The sequence below is a fragment of the Actinomycetospora sp. CA-053990 genome (genome assembly GCF_050948445.1).
GTDB lineage: Bacteria > Actinomycetota > Actinomycetes > Mycobacteriales > Pseudonocardiaceae > Actinomycetospora > Actinomycetospora callitridis.
In genome coordinates this window covers 4,097,205-4,119,426 of sequence record NZ_CP192043.1, presented here as the reverse complement: position 1 = coordinate 4,119,426, position 22,222 = coordinate 4,097,205, and the positions used below count along the sequence as shown (strand labels likewise).

The following is a 22,222-nucleotide window of genomic DNA, read 5'->3' as shown; positions in this document are numbered from 1 at the left end:
GGTTCTATGTCCGCGCGTAGCGGGAGAGGTACTGCTCACGCCGGCGCGGGTGGATGTTGGCCAGGGTGACGTCGCCGCCGTAGTGCGCGAGCACCTTGCGGTCCATCATCGCCCGCCACACCGGCGGGAAGAGCGCGACGACGATCATCGAGCCGTAGCCGCTGGGCAGCTGCGGCGACTCCTCGAAGTGCCGCAGCGTCTGGTAGCGGCGCAGCGGGTTCGCGTGGTGGTCGGAGTGGCGCTGCAGCTGGTAGAGCAGCAGGTTCGACACGGTGTGGTCGGCGTTCCAGCTGTGCCGCGGGTCGGTGCGCTCGTAGCGGCCGTCCTCGCGGCGCTGGCGCTTGAGCCCGTAGTGCTCGAGGTAGTTGACGACCTCCAGCAGCGAGAAGCCCACGAACGCCTGCAGGATCAGCCAGGGCAGGATCACCGGCCCGAACGCGACGACCAGCGCGACGAACAGCACGACGGTCATCGCCCAGGCGACGCCGATCTCGTGGTCGAAGGGAGTGTGGCTGCCCTTGGACCGGCGCTTCGACTCCAGGTGCCACGACGAGCGCAGGCTGCCCCAGACCGTGCGCGGCAGGAACATCCAGAAGCCCTCGCCGAGCCGCGAGCTGGCCGGGTCCTCCGGGGTCGCGACGCGGACGTGGTGGCCGCGGTTGTGCTCGACGTAGAAGTGCCCGTACGCGGAGCTCGCGAGCGCGATCTTCGACAGCCAGCGCTCGACGTCCTCGCGCTTGTGGCCCAGCTCGTGGGCGGTGTTGATGGCGACGCCGCTGACGACGCCCATGGTCAGCGCGAGACCGAGGTCCGCGTGCCAGGGCAGGTCCCAGCTCGCCCAGACCCAGCACGAGAACACCAGGCTCGCGTACTGGATCGGGATGAACAGGTAGGTCACCCAGCGGTAGTAGCGGTCGGCCTCGAGGCGCTCGCGCTCGGACTCCGGCGGGTTGTCGTCGGTGGCACCGAAGATCATGTCCAGCGCCGGGAGGATCACGAAGAGGATCATCGGGCCGACCCACCACCAGCCGGCCCAGCCGGTGGCGGTGGACAGCCCCGCGCCGACGAACGGCATCGCCGGCATCAGGGTGGCCAGCGGCCACAGGTAGCGCTTGCGGTCTCGCCAGGGGCGCTGCGGGGCATCGTTCCCCGGGGCGGTGTCCGGCACGAACTCGGTACTCATGGGCCTGTCTCCCTCGACACGACGGCTCGTGACGAAGTGTGCGCGGTGACGCGTTCAGAGACAATACCCAATTTTTGTCTCAGTTTCGCGGATGGACCAAGAGGGCTGCGACCAGATGGGCCATGCGCTCCCCGACGTCGACGGGGTCGAGGGCCGGCGCGACCACATGAGAGATCACGAGACGGACGAGCGCGTCCACGGTCTCCTCGACCCGTGACGGCAGGAGCTCCGGCTGCCGCCGTCCGAGCCACGCCGCGAGGAGAGCGCGGGCGGACTCGCGGATCGACTCCGACCGCGAGGTGAGGAACGGCAGCAGCCCGGCGTCGCCGGACCGGCTGCCCGTGAGCACCGCGCGCAGGAGGGGGTTGTCCGCCGCCTCCTGCAGGGTCAGGCGGGTGGCGGCCGCGACGGCACGGGCGACGTCGTCGTGCTGATCGAGGGCGTCGGCGATCGCGGCGAAGAACCGCTCGGCCTCGCGGGTCATCAGTGCCTCGCCCAGGCCGTCCTTGTTGCCGAACTCCCGGTAGAGCGTCGGGCGCGAGACCCCGGAGTCGACCGCGACCTCGCCGACGCGCACCCGCTCCCAGCCCCGCTCGACGGTGTGCTGGTGGGCCGTCTCGAGGACCCGTTCGCGCACCTGTCGCCGGAACTCCAGGCGCAACGACTCGCCGCTCATCCGGTCAGTGTCACTCACCGCAACCGGCGGGACGCGCGGAGCAGCCCCCTCACACCCGCTCGGTGGTGCCGGTTGGCCTGCAGGACGCACTCACGTTGGGCCGAGCAAACGTCGCGGACGGCGCAACGTCAGCGGCAGTCGCCGAGGCTCACTGAGCCGAACAGCCCCACTTCCTCAGGATGTCCGACTCGCGGGTAACAACGCTGACCGAACGCCGATGTCTGCGCAGATCACCCGGACGCACCTGGTGGTCCACCGTCCGGCCGAAGGGGTCCGCACATGGTCGTTCGATCCGGTCGTCTGCTGCCGAGCGTGATCGTCGGTGCCCTCGTCACCGGCGCCCTGGCCCTGGGGGCGGGGGTGGCGGGGGCGGCGGAGGACGGCGCGCCGTGCCACGTCCTGCTGAGAGAAGGCGTCGTCGAGGGCGACAAGTGTGTGACTCCCGGTGGCACGGTGCTTGGGTCGCTCGTCGACGCGATCCTCGGTCCGGTCGTCGCGCCGCCGACGTCAAGCGCGCCGGCTGAGAGCCCCGCCGGAGGAGGAACGAGCTCGCCCGGAGTCGTACCGGGAGCCGTGGACACGGTCAGCGACCTCGTCGACGGCGTCACCGGGAACACCCCCGCGGCCGGCGGCTCGGGCGGAACGAGCACAAGCACGACCGGCGCCGACAACGGGACGTCCGCGAGCTCCGGGTCCGGGACCGCGAGCGACGCCCCCGCGTCGACCGGCGGACCTGCCCAGGCCGTTGTCCAGCCGCCGTCCGGCGTCCAGGCGCCCGACGTCCGGGCCGGCCTGCTGACCCCCGCCGTCTCCGCGCCCGGCGGCCTGGCCGCCCGGGTGCCCGCGCTGGGCTTCGGCACCGTCGACCCCCGCCTGCTCATGGTGCCGACCGGCAGCCCGCTGCGGACCCTCACCGGCGTCACCCCGGGCTCACCGGTGACGACGTCGAGCGACGTCCAGGCGATGGCGCTCGACGGCCTCCCGAGCGGGCTGGGGACGCCGGCGGTGCTGGGCGTGCTGATCCTCTCCACGCTCGCGGGCTTCGCCCTGCGCCACCGGGTGCTGCGTCGGGTCCGGCTCGCCGCCGCCCCGAAGCCCGAGCCGGCGACCTGAGACCTCGGTGGCGAAACCCGCGCTCAGCGCGGCTCTCGCCACCGAAGACGCCCGGAGCGATCACCGCGGCGTCAGCTCGCAAGATCCGGGACCGTGGAGCGAATGCTCCGCTGAGCGGAACGCATGCTCCACCAACCGAGATCTCGGCCCCGGGCGTTCCGGCCGAGGGCGCCCTTCGCCTCTCTAGTCAGCCGAAGGTGCCCTTCGCGCGAACAACGCCGGGCCCGGAACCCGCGCTCACTGCGCCGCGTCGGTCCCCGCGAGCGCGACGGGGAGGTGCTTGATCCCGTTCACGAAGATGCTGCACAGGCGGTCGGGCTCGCCGACGACGCGCAGGTCCGGCATGCCGGCGAAGAGCTCGCGGAAGAGCACCGCGACCTCGCGACGGGCGAGGTGCGCGCCGAGGCAGAAGTGCGGGCCGTGGGCGCCGAAGCCCTGGTGCGGGTTGGGCGAGCGGCGCAGGTCCAGGCGATCCGGGTCGGCGAAGACGGCGGGGTCCCGGTTCGCTGCGCCGTACACGAGCAGCAGCTTCTCGCCCGCCGCGACGGCGACGTCGCCGACCGCCGTGTCCGTCACCGCTGTCCGCCGCATCCAGTTGATCGGCGACGCCCAGCGGACGATCTCGTCGACCGCGGTGGGCGTGACCCCGTCGACGTCCGAGGACCACGCCTCCCACTGCGACGGGTCGAGGTGCATGCCCCACACGCCGTGGGTGATCGCGTTGCGCGTGGTCTCGTTGCCCGCGACGCAGAGCAGGATGAAGAACGACGCGATCTCCTGGTGCGTCAGCCGCTCGCCGTCGACCGTGCCGTGCACCAGCGCCGAGGTGATGTCGTCGGTGGGGGAGGCCTCGCGGGCGGCGGCGAGCTCGGTCATCAGTCCCGAGAGCCCGGCGCCGGCGGTGAGGTAGTCGCCGAGGGGGTTGTCCGAGGTGACGTACTCCGGGTCGTCGCCCGCGAGGATCACGTTGGAGTGCGCGAACACCTCGTCGCGCCGGGACTCCGGCACGCCCATCATGTCGCAGATGATCAGCAGGGGCATCCGTGCCGAGACCTCGGTGACCAGGTCGAACGAGCCGTCGCCGGCCAGCGCCTTCTCGCGCGCCGCCGAGATCACCGACCGGGCCACCCGCGACACGTCCGCCAGCAACGCCTCCGTGCGCCGCGGCGTGAACGCCTGCGCGGCGATGCGCCGGATCTTGGTGTGACGCGGGGCGTCCATGCTGATCAGCGAGCCGAAGAACTCGTGGGCCTCGGCGGGCAGGTCGAGGATCGAGACCGCACCCCGGCCCGAGCAGAACAGGTCGGGGTTCTTGCTGACGTACTCGACGTCCGCGTGCCGGGTGACGGCGCGGAAGCCGGGGCCCCGCTCGAACCCGGGGAACTCGGGCTCGGCGAACCACGGCAGACCCGGGTCGGCGCGCAGGGCGTCGAACGCCTCGAACCGGCGCGCCCAGGGCGCGGCCCAGAACTCGCGGTCACCGAGGTCGACGGTCGGGAGCGTCATAGTTGGCAGGATGCCAACGCCGCGTGCCGCCCGCCATGCGCGCGACGTGACACCCGTGACCCGGGGGTGTCGGTTGTGCCCCGTGCCCTGCGGCGGGAGGATCGCCGACGTGGTGCGGGTTGATCTCGAAGGCTTCTGGCCGAGCAGGCGCGGCGACGCGTTCGACGAATGGTGTCGCTGAGGGGCAGCACCCCGCCGGCGACGTGTACGACCGAGAATCCCCGATCCCCCACGATGGAGTGAGTACCCCATGACGGACGCGAGCACCGGCTGGTCCTTCGAGACCCAGCAGGTCCACGCGGGCGCGAGCCCGGACCCGGCGACGAACGCCCGGGCCACGCCGATCTACCAGACGACGTCCTACGTCTTCCGCGACACGCAGCACGGCGCGGACCTCTTCAGCCTCGCCGAGCCGGGCAACATCTACACGCGGATCATGAACCCGACCCAGGACGTGCTCGAGCAGCGCGTCGCCGCCCTCGAGGGCGGGGTCGCGGCCCTGGCGTTCGCGAGCGGCAGCGCGGCCACGACGGCCGCGATCCTCAACATCGCCCACGCGGGCGACCACTTCGTGTCGAGCCCGAGCCTCTACGGCGGCACGTACAACCTGTTCCACTACACGCTGCCCAAGATGGGCATCGAGGTCTCGTTCGTCGAGGACCAGGACGACCTCGAGCAGTGGCGCAACGCCGTGCGGCCGAACACCAAGCTGTTCTTCGCCGAGACGATCGCGAACCCCGGCTCGAACGTCCTCGACGTCGCGGGCGTCGCGGGTGTGGCGCACGAGGTCGGCGTCCCGCTGGTCGTCGACAACACCGTGCCGACGCCCTTCCTGCTGCGCCCGATCGAGCACGGCGCCGACATCGTCATCCACTCGGCCACCAAGTACCTCGGCGGTCACGGCACGACGATCGCCGGCGTGGTCGTCGACGGCGGCACGTTCGACTTCGGCGCCCACGGCGACCGCTTCCCCGGCTTCACCGAGCCCGACCCGAGCTACAACGGCCTCAAGTACTGGGAGGCCCTCGGCCCGGGCGCGTACGCGGCCAAGCTGCGCGTCCAGCTGCTGCGCGACACCGGCGCGGCGATCGCCCCGTTCAACGCCTTCCTGATCATCCAGGGCATCGAGACGCTGTCGCTGCGCCTCGAGCGCCACGTGCAGAACGCGCAGGCCCTGGCCGAGTGGCTCGAGCAGCGCGACGAGGTCGAGAAGGTCTACTACGCGGGCCTGCCCTCGAGCCCGTGGTACGAGGCCGGCAAGAAGTACCTGCCCCGCGGCGTCGGCGCGATCGTCTCGTTCGACCTGCGTGGCGGGGTCGAGGCCGGGCGCGCGTTCGTCGACGGCACCACCCTGCACTCGCAGCTGGTGAACATCGGCGACGTCCGCAGCCTCATCGCCCACCCGGCGTCGACGACGCACAGCCAGCTCTCCGAGAACGAGCAGGAGTCCGCGGGTGTCACGCCGGGCCTCGTGCGCCTGGCCGTGGGCATCGAGCACCTCGAGGACCTGAAGGCCGACCTCGAGGCGGGCTTCACCGCGGCGAAGTCAGCCCAGTGACAGGTCTTGGCCAAGTGAGAGATCTGGCTGCGTGACCGACTCGCTCCAGCGCGTCGACGGCGACGCGTCCGTCCAGGTCCTCCCTCCCGCCACCGGTGCGTGGCGGGAGGGGGACCCGGTCGGCGGCCGTCGCTTCGTCGACCTCGGCGCGGTGACGCTCGAGAGCGGCGAGACCCTGCCCGACGTGCGCGTCGCCTACGAGACGTGGGGTCGGTTCGACGGGACCAACGCCGTCCTCGTGCTGCACGCGCTCACCGGCGACAGCCACGTCACCGGGGACCCCGGGCTCGGGCACCCCACGCCGGGCTGGTGGTCGGCGATCATCGGGCCGGGTCGGGCGATCGACACCGACCGCTGGTTCGTCGTCGCGCCCAACGTCCTCGGCGGGTGCCAGGGCACGACCGGACCGGCGAGCCCGGGACCCGACGGGCGCCCCTGGGGCTCGCGGTTCCCGCGCACGACGGTGCGCGACCAGGTCGCGGTCGAGGAGCGCTTCGCCGACGCCGTGGGGATCGACCGCTGGGCCGCCGTCCTCGGCGGCTCGATGGGCGGCATGCGGGCGCTCGAGTGGGCCGTGATGGCGCCCGAGCGGGTGGAGCGGCTGCTGCTGCTCTGCTCGCCCGCCGCGGCGTCGGCCGACCAGATCGCCTGGGCGGCTCCCCAGATCGCGGCGATCCGCGAGGACGCGGGCTGGCACGGCGGCGACTACCACGACCGCCCGCGCGGGCAGGGCCCGCACGTGGGGCTCGGCGTCGCCCGGCGGATCGCGCACAACACCTACCGGACGGGCGAGGAGTACGACACGCGCTTCGGACGGCGGCCCCAGCCGGGCGAGGATCCGGAGGACGGCGGGCGCTACGCGATCGAGAGCTATCTCGACCACCACGCCGAGAAGCTCGTCCACCGCTTCGACGCCGGCAGCTATGTCGCGCTGACGCTGGCGATGAACGGTCACGACGTCGCCCGCGGGCGGGGATCGCTGCGCGAGGCGCTGGCCCGGATCACGGCGCGCACCGTCGTCGCGGGCTCCGTCTCGGACCGTCTCTACCCGCTGCACCAGCAGGAGGAGCTGGCCGAGCTCATCCCCGGCGCGGGCGAGGTGCACCGGATCGAGTCGCCGTACGGGCATGACGCGTTCCTCATCGAGGCGCGCCGGCTCGAGCAGATCCTGGGCGAGCTCTTCCGCGCCTAGAGCTCCTCAGAGCCGCGCGGGCTGCCCCGCCACCTCGTGGAGCAGCGCGTGCACGGTCTCGTCGTCGAGGCGGTAGCGCACCACGCGTCCGCTGCGCTGGGTGGCGACGAGACCCTGCGCGCGCAGCAGGCGCAGTGCCTGCGAGGTGGTGGTGTCCTTCAGCCCGGCGGCCAGCGCGAGGTCGGACACGCAGATCTCGCCGGCCGCGTGGATGCACAGCAGCAGCGTCAGGCGCGTCGGGTCGGCGAGGAGGGCGAACCGGGTGACCCAGGCGTGCATCCGGTCGCCGTCGGGCAGCGCCTCGACGGCGTCGCAGATCCGGTGGTCCTCGTCGAGCGCGCGCTGGCGCTGCTCGGCCCGTGCGGCGTCCTCGTCGGTGCCGTCCGGGGGCTCGGTGAGGTGCACCGACACATCGTGTCATCCTCGCCCGGCCGCCGGGTGGCGGCGCCGGGACACAGCCAGGCCGGAGAGGGGGACGCGCGCGGTGACGGGACCGACGGGACTCGCCGCGCGGCGCACCGCCCCCGACCTGGCCCGGGGTCTGATGCTCGTCCTCATCGCGGTGGCCAACGCGCACCTCTACCTCGTCGACCGCCCGATCGGCTACCGCGGCTACCCGGCGGGGCTCGTCGGCGGCGACCGCGTCGTGGCGGTCGTCCAGATGGTCCTCGTCGACGGCCGCGTCTACCCGCTGTTCGCGGCCCTCGTCGGCTACGGGCTGGCGCGGCTGGCCGACCGCGCGCCGGAGGGGGTGTTGCGACGGCGCGGCGTGGTGCTGATCGGCGTCGGCGCGCTGCACGGCGTGCTGCTCTTCCCCGGCGACATCATCGGCGCGTACGGGCTGGTCATCCTGCTGATCGCGCCGGTGGTGGCGACGGGGCCCGCCACAGGGCCCTCGGCCGGGTCATCCCGCGGGCTCCTCGCGGCCGCCGGGGCGATCGCGGCGTTCGGGGTCCTGCTGAGCACCGGCCAGGGCACGCCGCAGGGGGTGCCGACCGTCCCGTCGATCGCGGCTCCCACCGTCGGCGCCTTCCTGGTCGCGCACCCCGGGGAGTGGCTCACGACCACCCTGTTCTCGGCGCTGCTCACCGCGCCCGCGGTGCTCGTGGGCGTCGTCATCGCCCGCTCCGGCACGCTCGACGACCCGGCGGCCCACCGGCGGCGGCTCGCCCTCTGGGCGGTCGGGGGCTCGGGGCCTCGGTGGTGCTCGGGCTGCCGTTGGCCCTGGCGGTCGTCGGGACGTGGGTGCCGGCGGGGGTCCTCGCGGGTCTCGCCGGCGCGGCGCACACCGCGGGGGGCTACGCGGGTGCGCTCGGCCTGCTCGGCGTCATGGGCCTGCTCGCGAGCGTGTCCTGGCCGGGGCGCGACCTGATCGCGGGCGCGGGCACCTGGTCGATGACCCTCTACCTGTCCCAGTCGGTGGTGTTCGTGGCCGTGTTCGCGACGGTGGCGGGCGGGCTGGGGTCGTCGGCGTCGCTGACGACGGCCACGGTGACCGGGCTGCTGGTGTGGCTCGTCGGCGTCCTGGTCGCGGGCCTCGCCGCCCGTGCCGGGCACCGGGGCCCGGCCGAGCTGCTGGTGCGTCGCCTGACCTACCCCCGTGAGCAGGCTCGACCGTAGGGGCGGGGAACGGCCCGCGCCGTCGCCCGCTGGACCGTCCGTGAGCGAAACGGGTCGCGGCACGTCACATCGTGCGCGTCGATGGGCCGTCCAGGTGATGTCCGGCTCGGTACGCCATCGACGCGGTCACACTGAGCGGCCCGTGGCGGAAACAGGAGTCCGCGGAGAACAGGAGAACGCAGAGGAGACCACGATGCCCGCGATCGAGCACAGGGACATGAGCGCTCCCGACGAGGTCCGTACGCCGGACAAGACCACCCTCGAGGTCGTCTCGCTGGCGGGCGCCTCCGTCGCCCGCCTGACGTTGCAGCCCGGCTGGCGGTGGTCCGAGTGCGTCAGGCCCGTGGTCGGCGGGCAGAGCTGCCAGGCCGCACACCTGGGCTACCTGGTCTCGGGACGCATGCACGTGGTCGCCGACGACGGGACCGAGGCGGACCTGGCCGGGGGCGAGAGCTATCGGCTCGAGCCCGGGCACGACGCGTGGGTCGTCGGCGACGACCCGGTCGTCGGGCTGGAGTTCGAGACCAAGACGGCGGAGACGTACGCCCGCGGCTGACCCACCCCCGTGAGTGATGTTCACGGCTATAGCCGCGAACATCACTCACATAGGGTCGGGAGCGTGGCCGAGCTCCCGCCCCCGCTGCGCTGGTGGGGCCGTCCGTTCGGCGAGGCGCGGGTGCACCTCGAGCTGGCGCGGCTGCTGGTCAGCGACACCTGGCGCGGGCACGACGTGCCGCACGGCGACGGCGCCCCGGTGCTGCTCGTGCCGGGGTTCCTCGCCGGGGACGTCACGCTCACCGTGCTGCACGATTGGCTGCGGCGCACCGGCCACCGCTCCTACCGCTCGGGCATCGCCTGGAACGTCGACTGCTCGGAGGCCGCGGTGCGCCGCCTCGACCGGCGCCTCGCCGAGGTCGCCGACCGCGCCGGGACACCGGTGACGATCATCGGGCACAGCCGGGGCGGGCTTCTCGCCCGCGCGCTCGCGGCTCGGAGCCCGTCGCTGGTCCGCCGGGTGGTCGCGCTCGGCAGCCCGCTGGCCTCGCAGCTCGACGCCTCGGTGCTGACCCTGGCCGCGGTGAGCGGGGCCCGGGTCGCGCAGAACGTCGTGCGCCCGCACCGCCCGCTCTGCCTGACCGTGCGCTGCCCCTGCCCGTTCGGCGCCGACCTCGTCGCGCCCGCCGCCCCGCCCGTCGTCGCCATCTGGAGCGGGCAGGACGGGATCGTGCGGCCCTCGGCGTGCCGCCCCGAGGACGCCGAGGCGCTCGAGGTCCGCGGCAGCCACGTCGGGCTGGGTGTCAACGTCGAGGTCTACCGGCACCTCGCCGAGGTCCTCGTGCGACGGTGACCACCGTTCCGGGACCACCGTTTCGGCCACCCGTACGACGGGCACGGGAGCCACATGGCCGCGTGGACTCCTGCAGACATCGGAAACCAGACCGGACGGACATTCGTCGTCACCGGCGCGAATTCGGGCATCGGCCTCGAGGCGGCCCGCGCGCTCGTCCGCGCCGGCGCCCACGTGGTGCTCGCGGTCCGGGACACCGAGAAGGGCGCCCAGGCGGCCACGGAGATCGGCGCGGATGCCCCCGGCACCACCGAGGTCCGCCGGCTCGACCTCGCCGACCTGTCCTCGGTGCGCGCCTTCGTCGCCGAGCTCGACGGCCCCGTCGACGTGCTCATCAACAACGCCGGCCTCATGGCGATCCCGGAGCGGCGCACCGCCGACGGGTTCGAGATGCAGGTCGGGACCAACTTCCTCGGGCACTTCGCGCTGACCGGGCTGTTGCTCGACGTGATCACCGACCGCGTCGTGACGCTCTCGAGCGTCGCGCACCGGCTCGGCAGCATCGACCTCTCCGACCTCAACTGGCGCCGCCGCCGCTACCAGCGCTGGTTCGCCTACGGGCAGTCGAAGCTCGCCGACCTCATGTTCGCCTACGAGCTCGAGCACCGGTTCGTCGCGGCCGGCTCGCCGCTGCGGTCGATGGCCGCGCACCCCGGCTACAGCGCGACCAACCTGCAGAGCCGCACCGAGTCGGTGCAGGACGCCGCGATGGGCCTGATGAACAAGGTGATCGCGCAGGGCCCGGAGTCCGGCGCCCAGCCGACGCTCTACGCCGCGACGATGCCCGACCTGCCGGGCGGCACCTTCATCGGCCCGAGCGGGTTCCAGGAGATCGCCGGCCCGCCGGTCCCGGTCGGCTCGACGGTGGCGTCGCACGACCGCGAGGTCCAGGCGCGCCTGTGGGATCTCGCGTCGGAGCTGACGGGCGTCACGCCCCACATCCGGGCCGGGGCACGCTCCTGAGCACGCCCACCGCCGAGGAGACGCCGCTGTCGGTCCTGCGGCGCTGCGTGGCGGAGGACGTCCCGCTCGCGCCCGTCCACGCCGCCGTCCGGGCGCGGCTCCGCGCCATCGAGCCGGGACGGGCCGAGGCCGACATGCCCGCCCCGGACGGGGATGTCGACGGTGCGCTCTGGCTGCTCGGCGACTTCGTCTCCGGGCTCGCGGTCACCAGCACGCTCGCGGCCGGCGAGCGGATCACCACGCTGCGCCTCACGCTGCACGTCGTCGCGCGGGACGACGTGCGCGGCACCCTGCACGCCGTCGGGTGCCTCGACGAGCGCAACCCCGACGTGGCGCTGAGCACCGCGGTGATCACCGACGACGACGGCCGGACGCTGGCGCGGGCGCACGGCCGCAACGCGGTGCTCCGCGACGAGCAGGCCGCCGAGTACCGGACGGCGACGCCCGACTGGTCGCCCACCGCGCGGGCGCCCACACGCTGGTGGGCGAGGGCGCCGCCCCCGACCCCGACGCCGTGAACCACGCCGCCGTGGTGCAGGGCGGCGCGCTGGCCTCCTGCCCGCCCGCGCCCTCGCCGACGTGCTCGGTGGGCCGCCCGACGAGGCGACGGCGACGTTCCTGCGCGCCGTCCCCGCCGACAGGCGCACCGTGCGCACCGAGGTCGAGGTCGAGCACGACGGGCGCCGCCTGCGCAGCAGGCGCGCGCTGCTGCGCGACGACCGCGACCGCACCGTGCTGACGATGACGGGCCTGCGCTACACCCCGGGCTGAGGTGCGGTGGGCACCGGCACACCCGCGGCCGCGGACCGCGCCTCGCCCGCGCGCTGCGAGCGCCGCGCCCACACGACCGTCGCCGCGACCAGCAGCGCGATCACCACGGGCGGGACGACGGCGTTGACGACGACCATCGTCGCGGTGTCCAGCCGGTAGGTGAGGACGCCGCGGACCACGGCCTCGACCAGCAGCGTGGCGCCCCACATCAGCGTGAGGCCGCGCTGGGTGCGCCGGAAGCCCGGGTAGGCCCACAGGCCGTTCCACCAGGCCACGCGCGCGGGGTCGCCGCCGGTGGCGAAGCGCCGGCCGAACAGGAACATCAGCGGCCGGTTCGTCGGCACGGTGACGAGCAGGACGATCCCGAAGAGTCCGGTGATCGCCGACTCCTTGAGCAGCAGCAACCGCGGGTCGTCGAGGAACAGCGACGTGACCACGCCGAGCGCCAGGAAGATCAGGACGACGGTGCTGAACTCGTCGAGCCGCCGTCGCCACGCCGCGGTGATCGCGAGCTCGAGCAGCGGCCCGATCGCCCCGAGGAGCAGCGCGGGCACCTCGCCGACGCCCCGGTCGGTGGCCACGTCGTACACGACGATCGGCGCCGCGACGCTGAGCAGCGCCGTCAGCACCCACGGCAGGATCTTGCCCACGAAGCCCCCATACACGTGACGATAGGATTCACGACCGTGAGCCGGAGCGTAGCGCGTCGGAGCCCGACGGTGGGCCTCGTGGCGTTCCTGTTCGGCGTCTCGGGACGCACCGAGCTGCCCGGTGGCGTGCTCGCCGAGATGCTGGGGGAGTTCGGCCTGTCGCCGGCCGCGGTGCGCCAGCTGCTCGCGCGGATGCGCGCGCACGGCCAGCTCGCCGGTCGCCGGGTCGGCCGGCGCACCCTCCACCGGCTGGTCGGGCCGATCGCGGCCCAGGTCGACCAGGTCCGGGCGCCGCCGCCGGCCCCGCCGTCCTGGGACGGGAGCTTCCACGCGGTGCTCCACCACGTCCCCGAGCGCCACCGCGCGTTCCGCGACCGCCTGCGCCGGGTCGCGGGCCTGCTCGGCTACGGGGCGCTGCAGCCGGGCGTGCTCATCGCCGTCGCCGACCGTGCCGCCGACCTCGACGCCGCGCTCGGAGAGATCCCCGCCGGCGCCGGGGTCCGCCACGCCCGCCTCACGCTGGACGCCCCGGACCGGCGTGCCGCGGCGTCCCTCGCCTGGGACCTGCCCGGGCTCGCCGCCGATCTGCACGCCCACCACCGCGCCGTGGCCGCCGCCCTCGCCGAGCCCGACGACCCGCCGTCCACCGCCGCGACCGTCCACCGGCTCGCGTCCCTGACCAACGAGGTCTACCTCGACCTGCTGCGCGACCCGGACCTGCCGGCCGAGCTCCGTCCGGACGACTGGCCCGGCGACGCCCTGCGCGCCGACCTCGGCGCGCTGGCCGCGCGCTGGATCCCGCCCGTGCGCGCGCACCTCGACGCCCGGGTCGCCGCGCACGGGGGGTGACGAGGCTCCCAGCACGGGAGTGCCCCGGTCCGTGATGAGGTGTCGCGGTGACCGTGACGGTGGTCGGCATCGGAGCCGAGGGGTGGCCGGGGCTGGGGGAACCCGCCCGGGCGGCGCTCGGGGCCGCGGACGTCGTGCTCGGCGCGCCCCGCCAGCTCGCCCTGCTGCCCCCGCTCTCCGCGTCGCACGCCACCTGGCCCTCGCCGCTCGTGCCGGCGCTGCCCGGGCTGCTCGCCGAGCACGCCGGCCGGGCGCTCGTCGTCCTCGCCAGCGGCGACCCGACGTTCTACGGGATCGGGTCCGCGGTGCTCGCCCACGACCCGTCGGCGGTCGTCCACCCCGCGCCGTCGTCGCTCGCGCTGGCGTGCGCGCGGCTGGGCTGGGCCGCGCAGGACGTCGAGGTGCTCTCGACGGTCGGCCGGCCGCCGGAGGCCCTCCGCGCCGCGCTGGCCCCCGCCGGCGTCTGCTCGTGCTCGTGCCGGACGGCGACGCCCCGAAGACGCTGGCCGAGTCGCTCACGGCGTGGGGCTACGGCGCCGCGACGATGACGGTGCTCGGGTCCCTCGGCGCGCCGGGGAGAGCCGGGTCGACGGCCACGCCGCGGGCTGGGTGCACCCGCCCGGCGACCCGCTGGCCGTCGTGGCCGTGACCTGCCCGGACCTCCCCGAGGACCCTCTGCTCGGGCGCGCGCCGGGCCTGCCCGACGACGCCTACTCCCACGACGGGCAGCTCACGAAGACCGAGGTCCGGGCCCTGTCCGTCGCCGCGCTGCGTCCGGTGCCCGGCGCGCTGCTCTGGGACGTCGGCGGCGGGGCGGGCAGCGTCGGCATCGAGTGGATGCGCCACCACCCGGCGTGCCGGGCTCTGTCGGTCGAGGTGCGGGAGGACCGCGCGGCCCGCATCCGCGCCAACGCCGTGACGCTCGGGGTGCCGGGGCTGCGGGTCGTCCTCGGGCGGGCGCCGGAGGTGCTGGCGGGGCTGGACACGCCGGACGCGGTGTTCGTCGGCGGCGGGGTGTCGACGCCGGGGATGCTGGAGGCGGCGCACTCGTCGCTGCGTCCCGGCGGGCGGCTCGTCGCCAACGCCGTCACCGTCGAGGGCGAGGCCGCGCTCGCCGCGTTCCGCGCCGCGCACGGCGGGGCGCTGCGGCGGATCGGCATCCAGCGTGCCGAGCCCGTCGGCCGCTTCTCGGCGTGGCGGGCCCTGGCCGGCGTGACCCAACTGATCCACCGGAAGGACCCCTCCGCGTGACCGTCCGCTTCGTCGGCGCCGGGCCGGGCGCGCCCGACCTCATCACCGTGCGCGGCCTGCGCGCCCTGGCCACCAGCCCGGTCTGCCTCTACGCCGGCTCGCTGGTGCCCGAGGGGCTGCTCGGGCAGTGCCCACCGGGGGCGCACCGGGTGGACACCGCCCGCATGACGCTCGACGAGATCACCGCCGAGCTCGTCGCCGCGCACGCGGCCGGGCACGACGTCGCTCGCCTGTGCTCCGGGGACCCGTCGGTGTTCTCGGCGGTCGCCGAGCAGACCCGGCGTCTCGACGCCGCCGGCGTGCCGTGGGAGATCGTGCCGGGCGTCCCGGCCTTCGCCGCCGCGGCGGCCGCGCTGCGCACCGAGCTGACCGTGCCCGGCGTCGGCCAGTCCGTGGTGCTCACCCGCGACGCCGCCAACGCCACGCCGATGCCACCGGGGGAGTCGCTCGACGTCTGGGCCGCCGCCGGCGGGACGCTCGTGCTGCACCTGGCCGTGCAGCGGTGCGCCTCGGTGGTGGAAGCGCTCCGGAGGCACCGGCCGGCGTCGGAGCCCGTCGCTGTCGTCGCGCGAGCGTCCCGCGACGACGAGGTGGTGCTGCGCGGCACGCTCGCCGACATCGCCGAGCAGGTCGCCGCGGCGGACGTCCGCCGGACCGCGGTGATCGTGGTGGGGGCGGTGGTCGGGACCTCCGGCGGCGACGAGTCGCACCTCTACTCGGCGACCCGCGCGCGGCCGTGAGGCGGCGGTTGTCGCGCGAAGGGCACCTTCGGCCGACTAGAGCGGCGAGGGGCGCCCTTCGCCGGAACGTCGCGGGCCCTCGATGACGCGGCGAGTCCTCGTGCTCGGGGGGACGGCGGAGGCGCGCGCGCTGGCGGCGGAGCTGGCCGCGCGGGGTCTCGACGTCACCACCTCCCTCGCCGGCCGCACCCGCCACCCGCGGCTGCCGGCCGGCGAGGTCCGGACCGGCGGCTTCGGCGGGGTCGCCGGGCTGGCCGACGCGCTGGCCGACGCCGACGTGCTCGTCGACGCCACCCACCCCTTCGCGGACACGATGACCGAGCACGCGGCGGCCGCGGCGTCGCTCGCCGGGACGCCGCTGATCGTGCTGCGCCGGCCGGGGTGGACCGAGGGACCGGGGGATCGCTGGACGCGGGTGCCCTCGTTGACGGCGGCGGCTGCGGTCCTCCCTGCGGGTGCCCGCGTGCTGCTCGCGACCGGTCGTCAGGGCGTCGCGGAGTTCGTCGATGTCGACGCCTGGTTCCTCGTCCGCGCGATCGAGGCGCCGGCGGTGCTGCCGCCGCGCAGTGAGCTCCTGCTGGCCCGCGGCCCCTTCGCCCTCGACGACGAGCGCACCCTGCTCGACCGGCACGCGATCACGGTCGTCGTCGCCAAGGACTCGGGCGGCGCCACCGAGGCCAAGCTCGTCGCGGCCCGCGAGCGGTCGCTGCCCGTGGTGCTCGTCGACCGCCCGCCCCTGCCGGAGGACGTGACGGCGGTGGGCTCCGTCGACGAGGTGCTCGAGCGCCTGTGATCGACGGGAGAATACGGACACTCACCGTCTGCGGCGCCACGCCGCTGACATCTCGTCCTAGACCCACAACCCCACCGCGAGGACCGCGGCGACGACGAGCAGGACGGCCACGTCCCGCCGCCCCGGGCGCTGGTCCGGGCCGGCGACGGCGCCCAGGCCCCCGCGGGCGGTGATCGCCTCGCCCGTCTCGGCCGCCCGCCGGGTGGCCATCGCGCACGCCTGCATCGCTGCCCGCACGGCCGTGCGCACCTGCTCGCGCAGCGGCGTGATCGCGCGCCCGACCGGTTGGCGCTGGGCGATCAGCAGCCACGCCGTCCGGCCCTCGGCGAGCAGCAGCGGCACGAGGCGCAGCCCGAGCGCGATCGCCGTCGTCGGCGTCCGCAGGGGGATCCGCACACGCCGCCCGAGCCGGGCCAGGCGCTCGAGCAGCGGCGGGAACGCGCCGAGCGGGGTCGTCGCGATCAACAGGGCCGCGCCGAGCAGGGAGACGAGCGTCGTCCCGAGGAAGAGCACCACGCGTTCGAGCCCGCCGATGCTCAGCTCGGTGCCGAGGACGTCGACCAGCGGTGGGCGCGTGCCGATCGTCGACAGCACGATCGCCGGCAGCCAGAGGAGCAGCCAGCGGGGCGGGCGCGGCACGGCGCCGCGCGGCAGGCGCGCCGCCACCGCCCCGACGACCAGGAGCAGGGTGGCGGCGCCGAGGGTCGGCCAGGTCGGGTCGACGAACAGCGCCAGCGCCGTCGCGGCGAGCGCCGCGAGCTTCGTGCCCACCCAGCTCCGGTGCAGCGCCGACGGTCCCGGCAGCGTGCGCACCGCCCCGACGGCGCGGGGTCGGCGCTCCCGCCCGGACGACGACGAGGTGCCCGACCGCCGCACGAGCTCCGGCGGCCCGTGCACCGCCCCGTCCTCGACGCGCAGGACCGCGTCGCCGAGGTCGGCCAGCGGCGCGATGTCGTGGGTGACCACCACCAGCGTGGTGCCCGCCGACCGCGCCGCGCGCAGGGCCTCGCGCACCGCCGTCGCGGCGTCCGTGTCCAGTCCCGCGAGCGGCTCGTCGAGCACGAGCACCCGCGGCCCGGCGCCGAGCAGCCCCGCGAGCAGGACCCGGCGCTGCTCGCCGCCCGAGAGCTCGTCGACGGGTCGGTCGCGGTAGATCGCCGGGTCGAGGCCCAGGGCGGCGAGGGTGGTGTCGGCGGTGCGCGGGCCGACGCCGGCGGCGTCCTCGACCTCCTCGCCCACGGTGGGGCGCAGCAGCGCGGGGCGGGCGTGCTGCACGGCCAGCAGCGCCCCGGCGCGCCCGTTGCGCAGCGGTGCGCCGTCGAGCGTCGCGGTGCCGCGCGCCGGGGTGGCGAGGCCGGCGAGCACCCACGCGAGGCTCGTCTTGCCCGCCCCGTTCGGGCCGGTGAGCAGCACCGTCCGCCCGGCCGGGACGTCGAGGTCCACCCCGGAGAGCACCGGGCGGCGCCACGGCGTGCCGGCGTCGTGGACGACGTCGACGCCCCGCAGGCGCAACGATCCGCCGGCCGGTGGGCGCGGCGGACCCCACGGCACCCCGTCCGCCCCCGGCGGCGTGGGGGCGCCCGGGAGTGCGAGCACGGCGTCGGCCTCGCCAGGGTCGTGGTGGGTGATGTGCAGGACCCCGACGCCCTCGGTGCGCGTCAGGCTGCGGAGCAGGTCGGTGACCTCGGTGCGGCCCTCGGGGTCGAGCATCGCCGTGCTCTCGTCGCTGACGACGACGGCCGGCGAGCGCGCGAGCAGGGCCGCGACGGCGAGACGCTGCAGCTCGCCGCCCGACAGCGTCGCGGTCTCGCGGTCGCCGGCGCCGTCGAGGCCGACCCGGGCGAGGAGCTCGTCGACCGGCACGGGGTGACCGGATGGCAGGCCCCAGCGCAGGTCGTCGGCGACGCGCACGCCCAGCACCTGGCTGTCGGGGCGCTGGAACACCATCCCGGTGCCGCCGACGACGCCGAGCCCCGCCTCGCCCGGACGCGTCACCGTGCCCTCGGCGGGCGGACGACCCGCGACGACGCGCCCGAGCGTCGACTTGCCGGCGCCGTTCGCCCCCGTGACCACGACGAACCGGCCGGCGTCGAGGTCCAGGTCCACCGGCGGCCCCGACGGCAGCGCGACCCCGCGCAGGTGCAGCGGCAGCGGCGCCACCGGCGCGCCCGCACGGGCGGTGGGCAGCCGGCCGGCGAGGTCGGTCGGCAGCAGGCGCTGCACCGAGCGCAGCGGCCGCGCGAGGATCCAGGCCGCGACCGCCACCCCGAACAGGGTGCTGACCACCGCGATCGCGGGCAGCGTCACCCACCAGTAGTCGGTGATCGCCCGCACCGCGCGGTCCCCGGCGGCCACCACCTCGGGCAGCCCGCCGCGCATCAGGCGCGCCAGGCCGCTCCACGAGGTGCGCAGCTGGTCGAGCACCAGCTCCCGGTAGGCGGGGAACGCGGCGAGCAGCGCGGTGGCGACCAGCGAGGTGGGCACCGCGAGGACGACGACGCCGGTGAGCGCGGTGCGCACCGTCGACCACCCGCGGCGCGCGCCGACGCCGACGAGCCAGCCCAGCGACGCCGCGGACGCGGCCGTGCCGGCCGGGCCGACGCCGGCGACGAGGAACGCGACGACCACGGCGACGAGCGCTCCGACCGGCCCGACGCGCCCCGGTCGCCGCGACGAGAGCACGGCCAGCGGGAAGGCCGCGACGACCACGCCGATCGGGCCGACCGGGAACAGGCGGGTGAGCACGCAGACGACGGCGACGAGATCACCGAGGGCGGCCGCCTCCGCGAGCTCGACCGCGTCGAGGGGCCGGCGGGGAGGGAACCGGCGGAAGCGCCGCATCTCACCCAGTATGCGGGTCACCGCCCGCGACGAGCCGTCCGAGCAGCGCGCGCAGGCGCTCGCGGTCGGGCGCGTCCAGGGGAGCGAGGAAACGGTCGTCGCACGCGGCGAGGGCCTCGGCGGCCCGGGCCCGCACCCGCTCGCCCTCGTCGGTCAGCGAGACGAGGTTGGCGCGCCGGTTGGCCGGGTCGGGGGTGCGCCGGAGGAGTCCGCGGGCCTCCAGAGCGCCGACCAGTGCGACGGTCGTGGTGCGGTCGACGCCCAGGGTGCGCGCGGCGGTGATCTGGGAGCACGGCGCGAGGTGGGCGACCACGGCGAGCAGGCCGTACTCCCGCCCGCCGATCCCGACCTCGAGGAGCACCTCCTCGCCCATCGCCTGCGCCCGGCCGAGGGCGAGCTGCAGGAGGAAGGCCGTGCGGTCGGTGAGCGTCTCCGGCAGGTCGGTCACGGCCACCTCCTCTACTGTCAGTAGTGCTGACAATCGTCGTGCGGGGGAGACCATCATGCGCGTACTGATCACCGGAGCGAGCGGGTTCGTCGGCGGGGCGGTGGCCGCGGCCGCGCTCGAGGCGGGTCACGACGTCGTCGGGCTGGTCCGCGACCCGGCCCGGGCGACGCGCGCGGCGGGCGCGGACCTGCGCCGCGGCGACATGCTCGAGCCGGCGTCCTACGTGCCGCTGGTGGGGGAGGTGGACGCGGTCGTGCACGCCGCCCAGCTCGCCGTGGACGGCCGGCTGACCCGGCGGCGTGCCGAGCGGGTCTTCGCCGCCGACGGCGTCATGACCACAGCGCTCGCCGACGCCTGCCGCGAGCAGCAAAAACGCTTCGTCTACACCGCCGGGTGCTTCGACTGGGGCGACCGCGGCGAGGTGTGGATCGACGAGGACACCCCGCTCGACCCGTCGCCGATGGGCGTCGGCCACGCCCGCCAGGCCGCGGCGCTCGACGCGATGCCTGACCTCGACGCCGTCCGCGTCGCCCCCGGGTTCGTGTACGGCCCCGGCGGGCTGTTCAAGCAGGCGTTCGTCGACCAGGCCCGGGCCGGACGGCTGCGCTGCCTCGGGCGCGGGACCAACTGGTGGAGCTGCGTGCACGTCGACGACCTCGCGACGGCCTACCTCGGCGCGCTCACCGACGCGCCGCCGCGAGCCGCCTACGCCGTCGCCGACGAGGAGCCGCTGCGGCTGCGCGAGCTCACCGACCTCACCGCGGCCGCCTGCGGCGTCGGGCCCGTCGGGACCCTGCCGCCGGCGCTGGGCGCCCTGTTCCTCGGCGGGACGCTCACGGCCAGCCTGACCACCTCGTTCCGCATCGACCCGCGCCGGGCCCGCGAGGAGCTGGGGTGGCGTCCGCGCCACCCGCGGTTCCGCGACGAGGTCGGTCAGGTCGTCGCGGCGACCCCGTAAGTGTGCGTTGACGCTAACGAAAGCAAACGCTAACGTTAGCGATGTCCAACACAGCACGAGCAGGAGGTCACCATGGGTCAGCCGGTCGCGTTCTTCGAGATCACCAGCACCGCACCCGAGAAGGTCCGCGGGTTCTACACCGAGCTGTTCGGGTGGTCGGCCGAGCCCGACCCCGACATGGACGGCTACGCGATGGTCGACACCGGCGCGGGGCCGGACCCCATCGGCGGTGGCATCGGGCCGTCCCAGGCGCCGGGCGACACGGGCGTCAAGCTCTACGTCCGGGTCGACGACCTCGAGGCCGGCCTCGCCCGCGCCTCCGAGCTCGGCGCCGACACCCTCGCCCCGCCGATGGAGCTGCCCGGCGGCTACGGGCGCATCGCCGTCGTGTCCGACCCCGATGGCAACCCCGTCGGGCTGTGGGCGTGAGCCCTGACGAGGACCCTCGCGACCGCGCGCTGCGGGCGCTCGCCGAGCCGCGTCGGCGGGCGATCCTGCAGCTCGTGGCCCACGACGAGCTGGCCGCCGGGGAGATCGCGGCCGCATTCGACGTGACCCGCCCGGCCGTCAGCCAGCACCTCACCGTGCTCAAGGAGGCCGGCCTGCTCACCGAGCGCCGCGAGGGCACGCGCCGGCTCTACGGCGCGCGCCCGGAGGGGCTCGCCGAGCTGCGGGAGATGCTCGACGACCTGTGGGCCTCGGCGCTCGACCGCGCGCGCCGGATCGTCGAGGCCGACCGGGCCGTCGCCGACGACGAACACGAGGAGACGGGATGAGCTCGTCCGACCGCAGCGACAGCACTGTCACTCCGCTGCGCCGGCCGCCGATCCGGCAGTCGACGCTCGTGCGCTCGAGCCGCGAGCACACCTTCGGCGTCTTCGTCGACACCATCGGCGAGTGGTGGCCGCTGCAGCCCTACTCGCTGGGCGGGGAGCGTGTCCGCGCCGTCGCGTTCGACCGCCGCGAGGGCGGCCGGGTCCACGAGACCTGGGCCGACGGCACCGAGGTCACGTGGGGTCACCTGCTGGCCTGGCAGCCGTCCGAGCGCTTCGTCATGACCTGGGAGGCCACCCCGGTCACCACCGAGGTCGAGCTGACCTTCCGCGCCCTGGGGCCCGCGTTGACCAAGGTCGACGTCGAGCACCGCGGCTGGGAGCAGCTGACCGCCGAGCAGTTCGCCGCCGCCACCACCGCGGGCGGCGGTTACTCCGCAGGCTGGGCCGCGATCCTCGCCGCCCTGGCCGCCGCCGCAGACACCGAGAGGAGCTCGCCGTGAGCCGTGTCCTGTTCCAGGTCGTCCACTTCCCGAAGCCCGAGCACCGCGACGACATGCTCGCCGCCATGGACGTCATCCGTGAGACGTCCGCGCACATCGACGGCCTCGACGAGATCGGGGCCTACGAGGAGCCCGACGGCTCGCGCATCGTCGCGCTGTCGATCTGGGCGTCGCCCGAGGCGATGCAGGCCGGCATGGGCGAGCTGTTCGCCACCGTCGGCGACCTCCCGCTCGACCGGTGGGAGACGCGTCCGTACGAATCCGCGACGCTGACCCAGGTCGCCTGACACGATCGGGCCGTGAGCAACGGCGACGAGCGGTGGCTGTGCCTGGGCGGGCTCCAGCACTCCTGGGTGGTGACCGGGTGGGCCGTCGCCGACGAGTCCATGGGTGCCAACGAGCTGTTCTGCGCGACGTGCGGGCAGCTGGTCGGGCGTGACCGCACCGACCAGGACTGGATGTGGGTCCCCCTCGCGGGCGACTGAT

The 22,222-nt window shown here is 75.1% G+C and carries 27 protein-coding genes; 20 read left to right on the top strand and 7 right to left on the bottom strand.

Annotated features, from left to right (window positions below):
- Window positions 1-4: 4 nt before the first annotated feature.
- A complete protein-coding gene (locus ACQPYN_RS21210; RefSeq protein WP_433027227.1) occupies window positions 5-1,183 on the bottom strand; it encodes an alkane 1-monooxygenase in 1,179 nt (392 codons plus the stop codon).
- A 79-nt stretch (window positions 1,184-1,262) separates the two neighbouring features.
- On the bottom strand, window positions 1,263-1,859 hold the full coding sequence (locus ACQPYN_RS21205; RefSeq protein ID WP_433027224.1) for a TetR family transcriptional regulator: 597 nt from the start codon (window positions 1,857-1,859) through the stop codon (window positions 1,263-1,265).
- Window positions 1,860-2,171: 312 nt separating this feature from the next.
- On the opposite strand from ACQPYN_RS21205, the gene ACQPYN_RS21200 reads away from it, so the two are divergent.
- Complete coding sequence (locus ACQPYN_RS21200; RefSeq protein ID WP_433027221.1) at window positions 2,172-2,972, top strand: hypothetical protein; 801 nt, start codon at window positions 2,172-2,174, stop codon at window positions 2,970-2,972.
- A 237-nt stretch (window positions 2,973-3,209) separates the two neighbouring features.
- Here the strand turns inward: ACQPYN_RS21200 and ACQPYN_RS21195 are convergent, their stop codons facing one another.
- Window positions 3,210-4,478, bottom strand: coding sequence for a cytochrome P450 (locus tag ACQPYN_RS21195; protein ID WP_433027218.1), 1,269 nt, complete (start codon window positions 4,476-4,478; stop codon window positions 3,210-3,212).
- Between the two features lie 250 nt (window positions 4,479-4,728).
- Between ACQPYN_RS21195 and ACQPYN_RS21190 the strand changes: the two genes are divergently transcribed.
- A complete protein-coding gene (locus tag ACQPYN_RS21190) occupies window positions 4,729-6,036 on the top strand; it encodes a bifunctional o-acetylhomoserine/o-acetylserine sulfhydrylase (RefSeq protein ID WP_433027215.1) in 1,308 nt (435 codons plus the stop codon).
- Between the two features lie 31 nt (window positions 6,037-6,067).
- Window positions 6,068-7,228, top strand: coding sequence for a homoserine O-acetyltransferase MetX (gene metX, locus ACQPYN_RS21185; RefSeq protein WP_433027212.1), 1,161 nt, complete (start codon window positions 6,068-6,070; stop codon window positions 7,226-7,228).
- A gap of 6 nt (window positions 7,229-7,234) precedes the next feature.
- Here metX and ACQPYN_RS21180 read toward each other — a convergent pair whose 3' ends face one another.
- Complete coding sequence (locus ACQPYN_RS21180; RefSeq protein ID WP_420791810.1) at window positions 7,235-7,633, bottom strand: ArsR/SmtB family transcription factor; 399 nt, start codon at window positions 7,631-7,633, stop codon at window positions 7,235-7,237.
- Between ACQPYN_RS21180 and ACQPYN_RS21175 the strand changes: the two genes are divergently transcribed.
- The 6 genes from ACQPYN_RS21175 (at window position 7,550) to ACQPYN_RS21150 (ending at window position 11,930) form a co-directional block, all read left to right on the top strand.
- Entirely contained in the window at window positions 7,550-8,848 is a 1,299-nt protein-coding gene (locus tag ACQPYN_RS21175; RefSeq protein WP_433038975.1) for a DUF418 domain-containing protein, read from the top strand. The genes ACQPYN_RS21180 and ACQPYN_RS21175 overlap by 84 nt on opposite strands.
- Window positions 8,849-9,041: 193 nt before the next feature.
- Window positions 9,042-9,404, top strand: a complete 363-nt coding sequence (locus ACQPYN_RS21170; protein WP_433027208.1) for a cupin domain-containing protein — start codon at window positions 9,042-9,044, stop codon at window positions 9,402-9,404.
- A gap of 63 nt (window positions 9,405-9,467) precedes the next feature.
- Entirely contained in the window at window positions 9,468-10,196 is a 729-nt protein-coding gene (locus ACQPYN_RS21165) for an esterase/lipase family protein (protein WP_433027205.1), read from the top strand.
- Window positions 10,197-10,250: 54 nt separating this feature from the next.
- Entirely contained in the window at window positions 10,251-11,159 is a 909-nt protein-coding gene (locus ACQPYN_RS21160) for an oxidoreductase (protein ID WP_433027202.1), read from the top strand.
- A 47-nt stretch (window positions 11,160-11,206) separates the two neighbouring features.
- Window positions 11,207-11,677 carry a PaaI family thioesterase gene (locus tag ACQPYN_RS21155; protein ID WP_433027199.1) on the top strand — a complete coding sequence of 157 codons (471 nt, stop codon included), beginning with the start codon at window positions 11,207-11,209 and terminating at the stop codon, window positions 11,675-11,677.
- A 61-nt stretch (window positions 11,678-11,738) separates the two neighbouring features.
- A complete protein-coding gene (locus ACQPYN_RS21150) occupies window positions 11,739-11,930 on the top strand; it encodes a hypothetical protein (RefSeq protein WP_433027196.1) in 192 nt (63 codons plus the stop codon).
- Here ACQPYN_RS21150 and ACQPYN_RS21145 read toward each other — a convergent pair.
- On the bottom strand, window positions 11,915-12,580 hold the full coding sequence (locus ACQPYN_RS21145; RefSeq protein ID WP_433027193.1) for a VC0807 family protein: 666 nt from the start codon (window positions 12,578-12,580) through the stop codon (window positions 11,915-11,917). The two genes, ACQPYN_RS21150 and ACQPYN_RS21145, sit on opposite strands and share 16 nt — an antisense overlap.
- 36 nt (window positions 12,581-12,616) lie before the next feature.
- Between ACQPYN_RS21145 and ACQPYN_RS21140 the strand changes: the two genes are divergently transcribed.
- The 5 genes from ACQPYN_RS21140 to ACQPYN_RS21120 all read left to right on the top strand — a co-directional run bounded on the left by ACQPYN_RS21140 (window position 12,617) and on the right by ACQPYN_RS21120 (window position 16,213).
- Window positions 12,617-13,429, top strand: coding sequence for a PaaX family transcriptional regulator C-terminal domain-containing protein (locus ACQPYN_RS21140; protein ID WP_433027190.1), 813 nt, complete (start codon window positions 12,617-12,619; stop codon window positions 13,427-13,429).
- Window positions 13,430-13,476: 47 nt separating this feature from the next.
- Window positions 13,477-13,977, top strand: a complete 501-nt coding sequence (cbiE, locus tag ACQPYN_RS21135) for a precorrin-6y C5,15-methyltransferase (decarboxylating) subunit CbiE (protein ID WP_433027187.1) — start codon at window positions 13,477-13,479, stop codon at window positions 13,975-13,977.
- Window positions 13,952-14,680, top strand: coding sequence for a precorrin-6Y C5,15-methyltransferase (decarboxylating) subunit CbiT (gene cbiT / locus ACQPYN_RS21130; protein WP_433027184.1), 729 nt, complete (start codon window positions 13,952-13,954; stop codon window positions 14,678-14,680). Before cbiE ends, cbiT begins: the two co-directional genes overlap by 26 nt.
- Window positions 14,677-15,420: a precorrin-4 C(11)-methyltransferase gene (gene cobM, locus ACQPYN_RS21125; protein ID WP_433027181.1), complete on the top strand. Its 744-nt coding sequence runs from the start codon at window positions 14,677-14,679 to the stop codon at window positions 15,418-15,420. Before cbiT ends, cobM begins: the two co-directional genes overlap by 4 nt.
- A gap of 82 nt (window positions 15,421-15,502) precedes the next feature.
- Complete coding sequence (locus ACQPYN_RS21120) at window positions 15,503-16,213, top strand: cobalt-precorrin-6A reductase (protein WP_433027178.1); 711 nt, start codon at window positions 15,503-15,505, stop codon at window positions 16,211-16,213.
- Window positions 16,214-16,270: 57 nt separating this feature from the next.
- Here the strand turns inward: ACQPYN_RS21120 and ACQPYN_RS21115 are convergent, their stop codons facing one another.
- Together ACQPYN_RS21115 and ACQPYN_RS21110 are read right to left on the bottom strand one after the other, a co-directional pair.
- The gene (locus tag ACQPYN_RS21115) at window positions 16,271-19,054 is read right to left on the bottom strand and encodes a DUF2232 domain-containing protein (RefSeq protein WP_433027175.1); all 2,784 of its coding nucleotides are present in this window, start codon (window positions 19,052-19,054) and stop codon (window positions 16,271-16,273) included.
- A 1-nt stretch (window position 19,055) separates the two neighbouring features.
- Window positions 19,056-19,502, bottom strand: a complete 447-nt coding sequence (locus tag ACQPYN_RS21110) for a MarR family winged helix-turn-helix transcriptional regulator (protein ID WP_433027172.1) — start codon at window positions 19,500-19,502, stop codon at window positions 19,056-19,058.
- A 55-nt stretch (window positions 19,503-19,557) separates the two neighbouring features.
- Here ACQPYN_RS21110 and ACQPYN_RS21105 point away from each other — a divergent pair, with 55 nt between their 5' ends.
- From ACQPYN_RS21105 to ACQPYN_RS21080, 6 genes are all read left to right on the top strand, one after another.
- Complete coding sequence (locus tag ACQPYN_RS21105) at window positions 19,558-20,460, top strand: NAD-dependent epimerase/dehydratase family protein (RefSeq protein WP_433027169.1); 903 nt, start codon at window positions 19,558-19,560, stop codon at window positions 20,458-20,460.
- Between the two features lie 72 nt (window positions 20,461-20,532).
- The gene (locus ACQPYN_RS21100) at window positions 20,533-20,889 is read left to right on the top strand and encodes a VOC family protein (protein WP_433027166.1); all 357 of its coding nucleotides are present in this window, start codon (window positions 20,533-20,535) and stop codon (window positions 20,887-20,889) included.
- Window positions 20,886-21,236, top strand: coding sequence for an ArsR/SmtB family transcription factor (locus ACQPYN_RS21095; RefSeq protein ID WP_433027163.1), 351 nt, complete (start codon window positions 20,886-20,888; stop codon window positions 21,234-21,236). The genes ACQPYN_RS21100 and ACQPYN_RS21095 overlap by 4 nt, the downstream gene beginning before the upstream one ends.
- Window positions 21,233-21,736, top strand: a complete 504-nt coding sequence (locus ACQPYN_RS21090) for an SRPBCC domain-containing protein (RefSeq protein ID WP_433027160.1) — start codon at window positions 21,233-21,235, stop codon at window positions 21,734-21,736. Before ACQPYN_RS21095 ends, ACQPYN_RS21090 begins: the two co-directional genes overlap by 4 nt.
- Window positions 21,733-22,023: a hypothetical protein gene (locus ACQPYN_RS21085; RefSeq protein WP_433027157.1), complete on the top strand. Its 291-nt coding sequence runs from the start codon at window positions 21,733-21,735 to the stop codon at window positions 22,021-22,023. Before ACQPYN_RS21090 ends, ACQPYN_RS21085 begins: the two co-directional genes overlap by 4 nt.
- 12 nt (window positions 22,024-22,035) lie before the next feature.
- Window positions 22,036-22,221, top strand: coding sequence for a hypothetical protein (locus ACQPYN_RS21080; protein ID WP_433027154.1), 186 nt, complete (start codon window positions 22,036-22,038; stop codon window positions 22,219-22,221).
- The last annotated feature ends 1 nt before the right edge of the window (window position 22,222 follow it).

Bases quoted from the DNA above. Each gene is read 5' to 3' on its own strand.
- ACQPYN_RS21160 (WP_433027202.1), top strand. From the start codon at position 10,251: ATGGCCGCGTGGACTCCTGCAGACATCGGAAACCAGACCGGACGGACA.
- ACQPYN_RS21195 (WP_433027218.1), bottom strand. From the start codon at position 4,478: ATGACGCTCCCGACCGTCGACCTCGGTGACCGCGAGTTCTGGGCCGCG.
- ACQPYN_RS21170 (WP_433027208.1), top strand. From the start codon at position 9,042: ATGCCCGCGATCGAGCACAGGGACATGAGCGCTCCCGACGAGGTCCGT.
- ACQPYN_RS21090 (WP_433027160.1), top strand. From the start codon at position 21,233: ATGAGCTCGTCCGACCGCAGCGACAGCACTGTCACTCCGCTGCGCCGG.
- ACQPYN_RS21190 (WP_433027215.1), top strand. From the start codon at position 4,729: ATGACGGACGCGAGCACCGGCTGGTCCTTCGAGACCCAGCAGGTCCAC.
- ACQPYN_RS21100 (WP_433027166.1), top strand. From the start codon at position 20,533: ATGGGTCAGCCGGTCGCGTTCTTCGAGATCACCAGCACCGCACCCGAG.
- ACQPYN_RS21210 (WP_433027227.1), bottom strand. From the start codon at position 1,183: ATGAGTACCGAGTTCGTGCCGGACACCGCCCCGGGGAACGATGCCCCG.
- ACQPYN_RS21105 (WP_433027169.1), top strand. From the start codon at position 19,558: ATGCGCGTACTGATCACCGGAGCGAGCGGGTTCGTCGGCGGGGCGGTG.
- ACQPYN_RS21115 (WP_433027175.1), bottom strand. From the start codon at position 19,054: ATGCGGCGCTTCCGCCGGTTCCCTCCCCGCCGGCCCCTCGACGCGGTC.
- ACQPYN_RS21120 (WP_433027178.1), top strand. From the start codon at position 15,503: ATGACGCGGCGAGTCCTCGTGCTCGGGGGGACGGCGGAGGCGCGCGCG.
- ACQPYN_RS21205 (WP_433027224.1), bottom strand. From the start codon at position 1,859: ATGAGCGGCGAGTCGTTGCGCCTGGAGTTCCGGCGACAGGTGCGCGAA.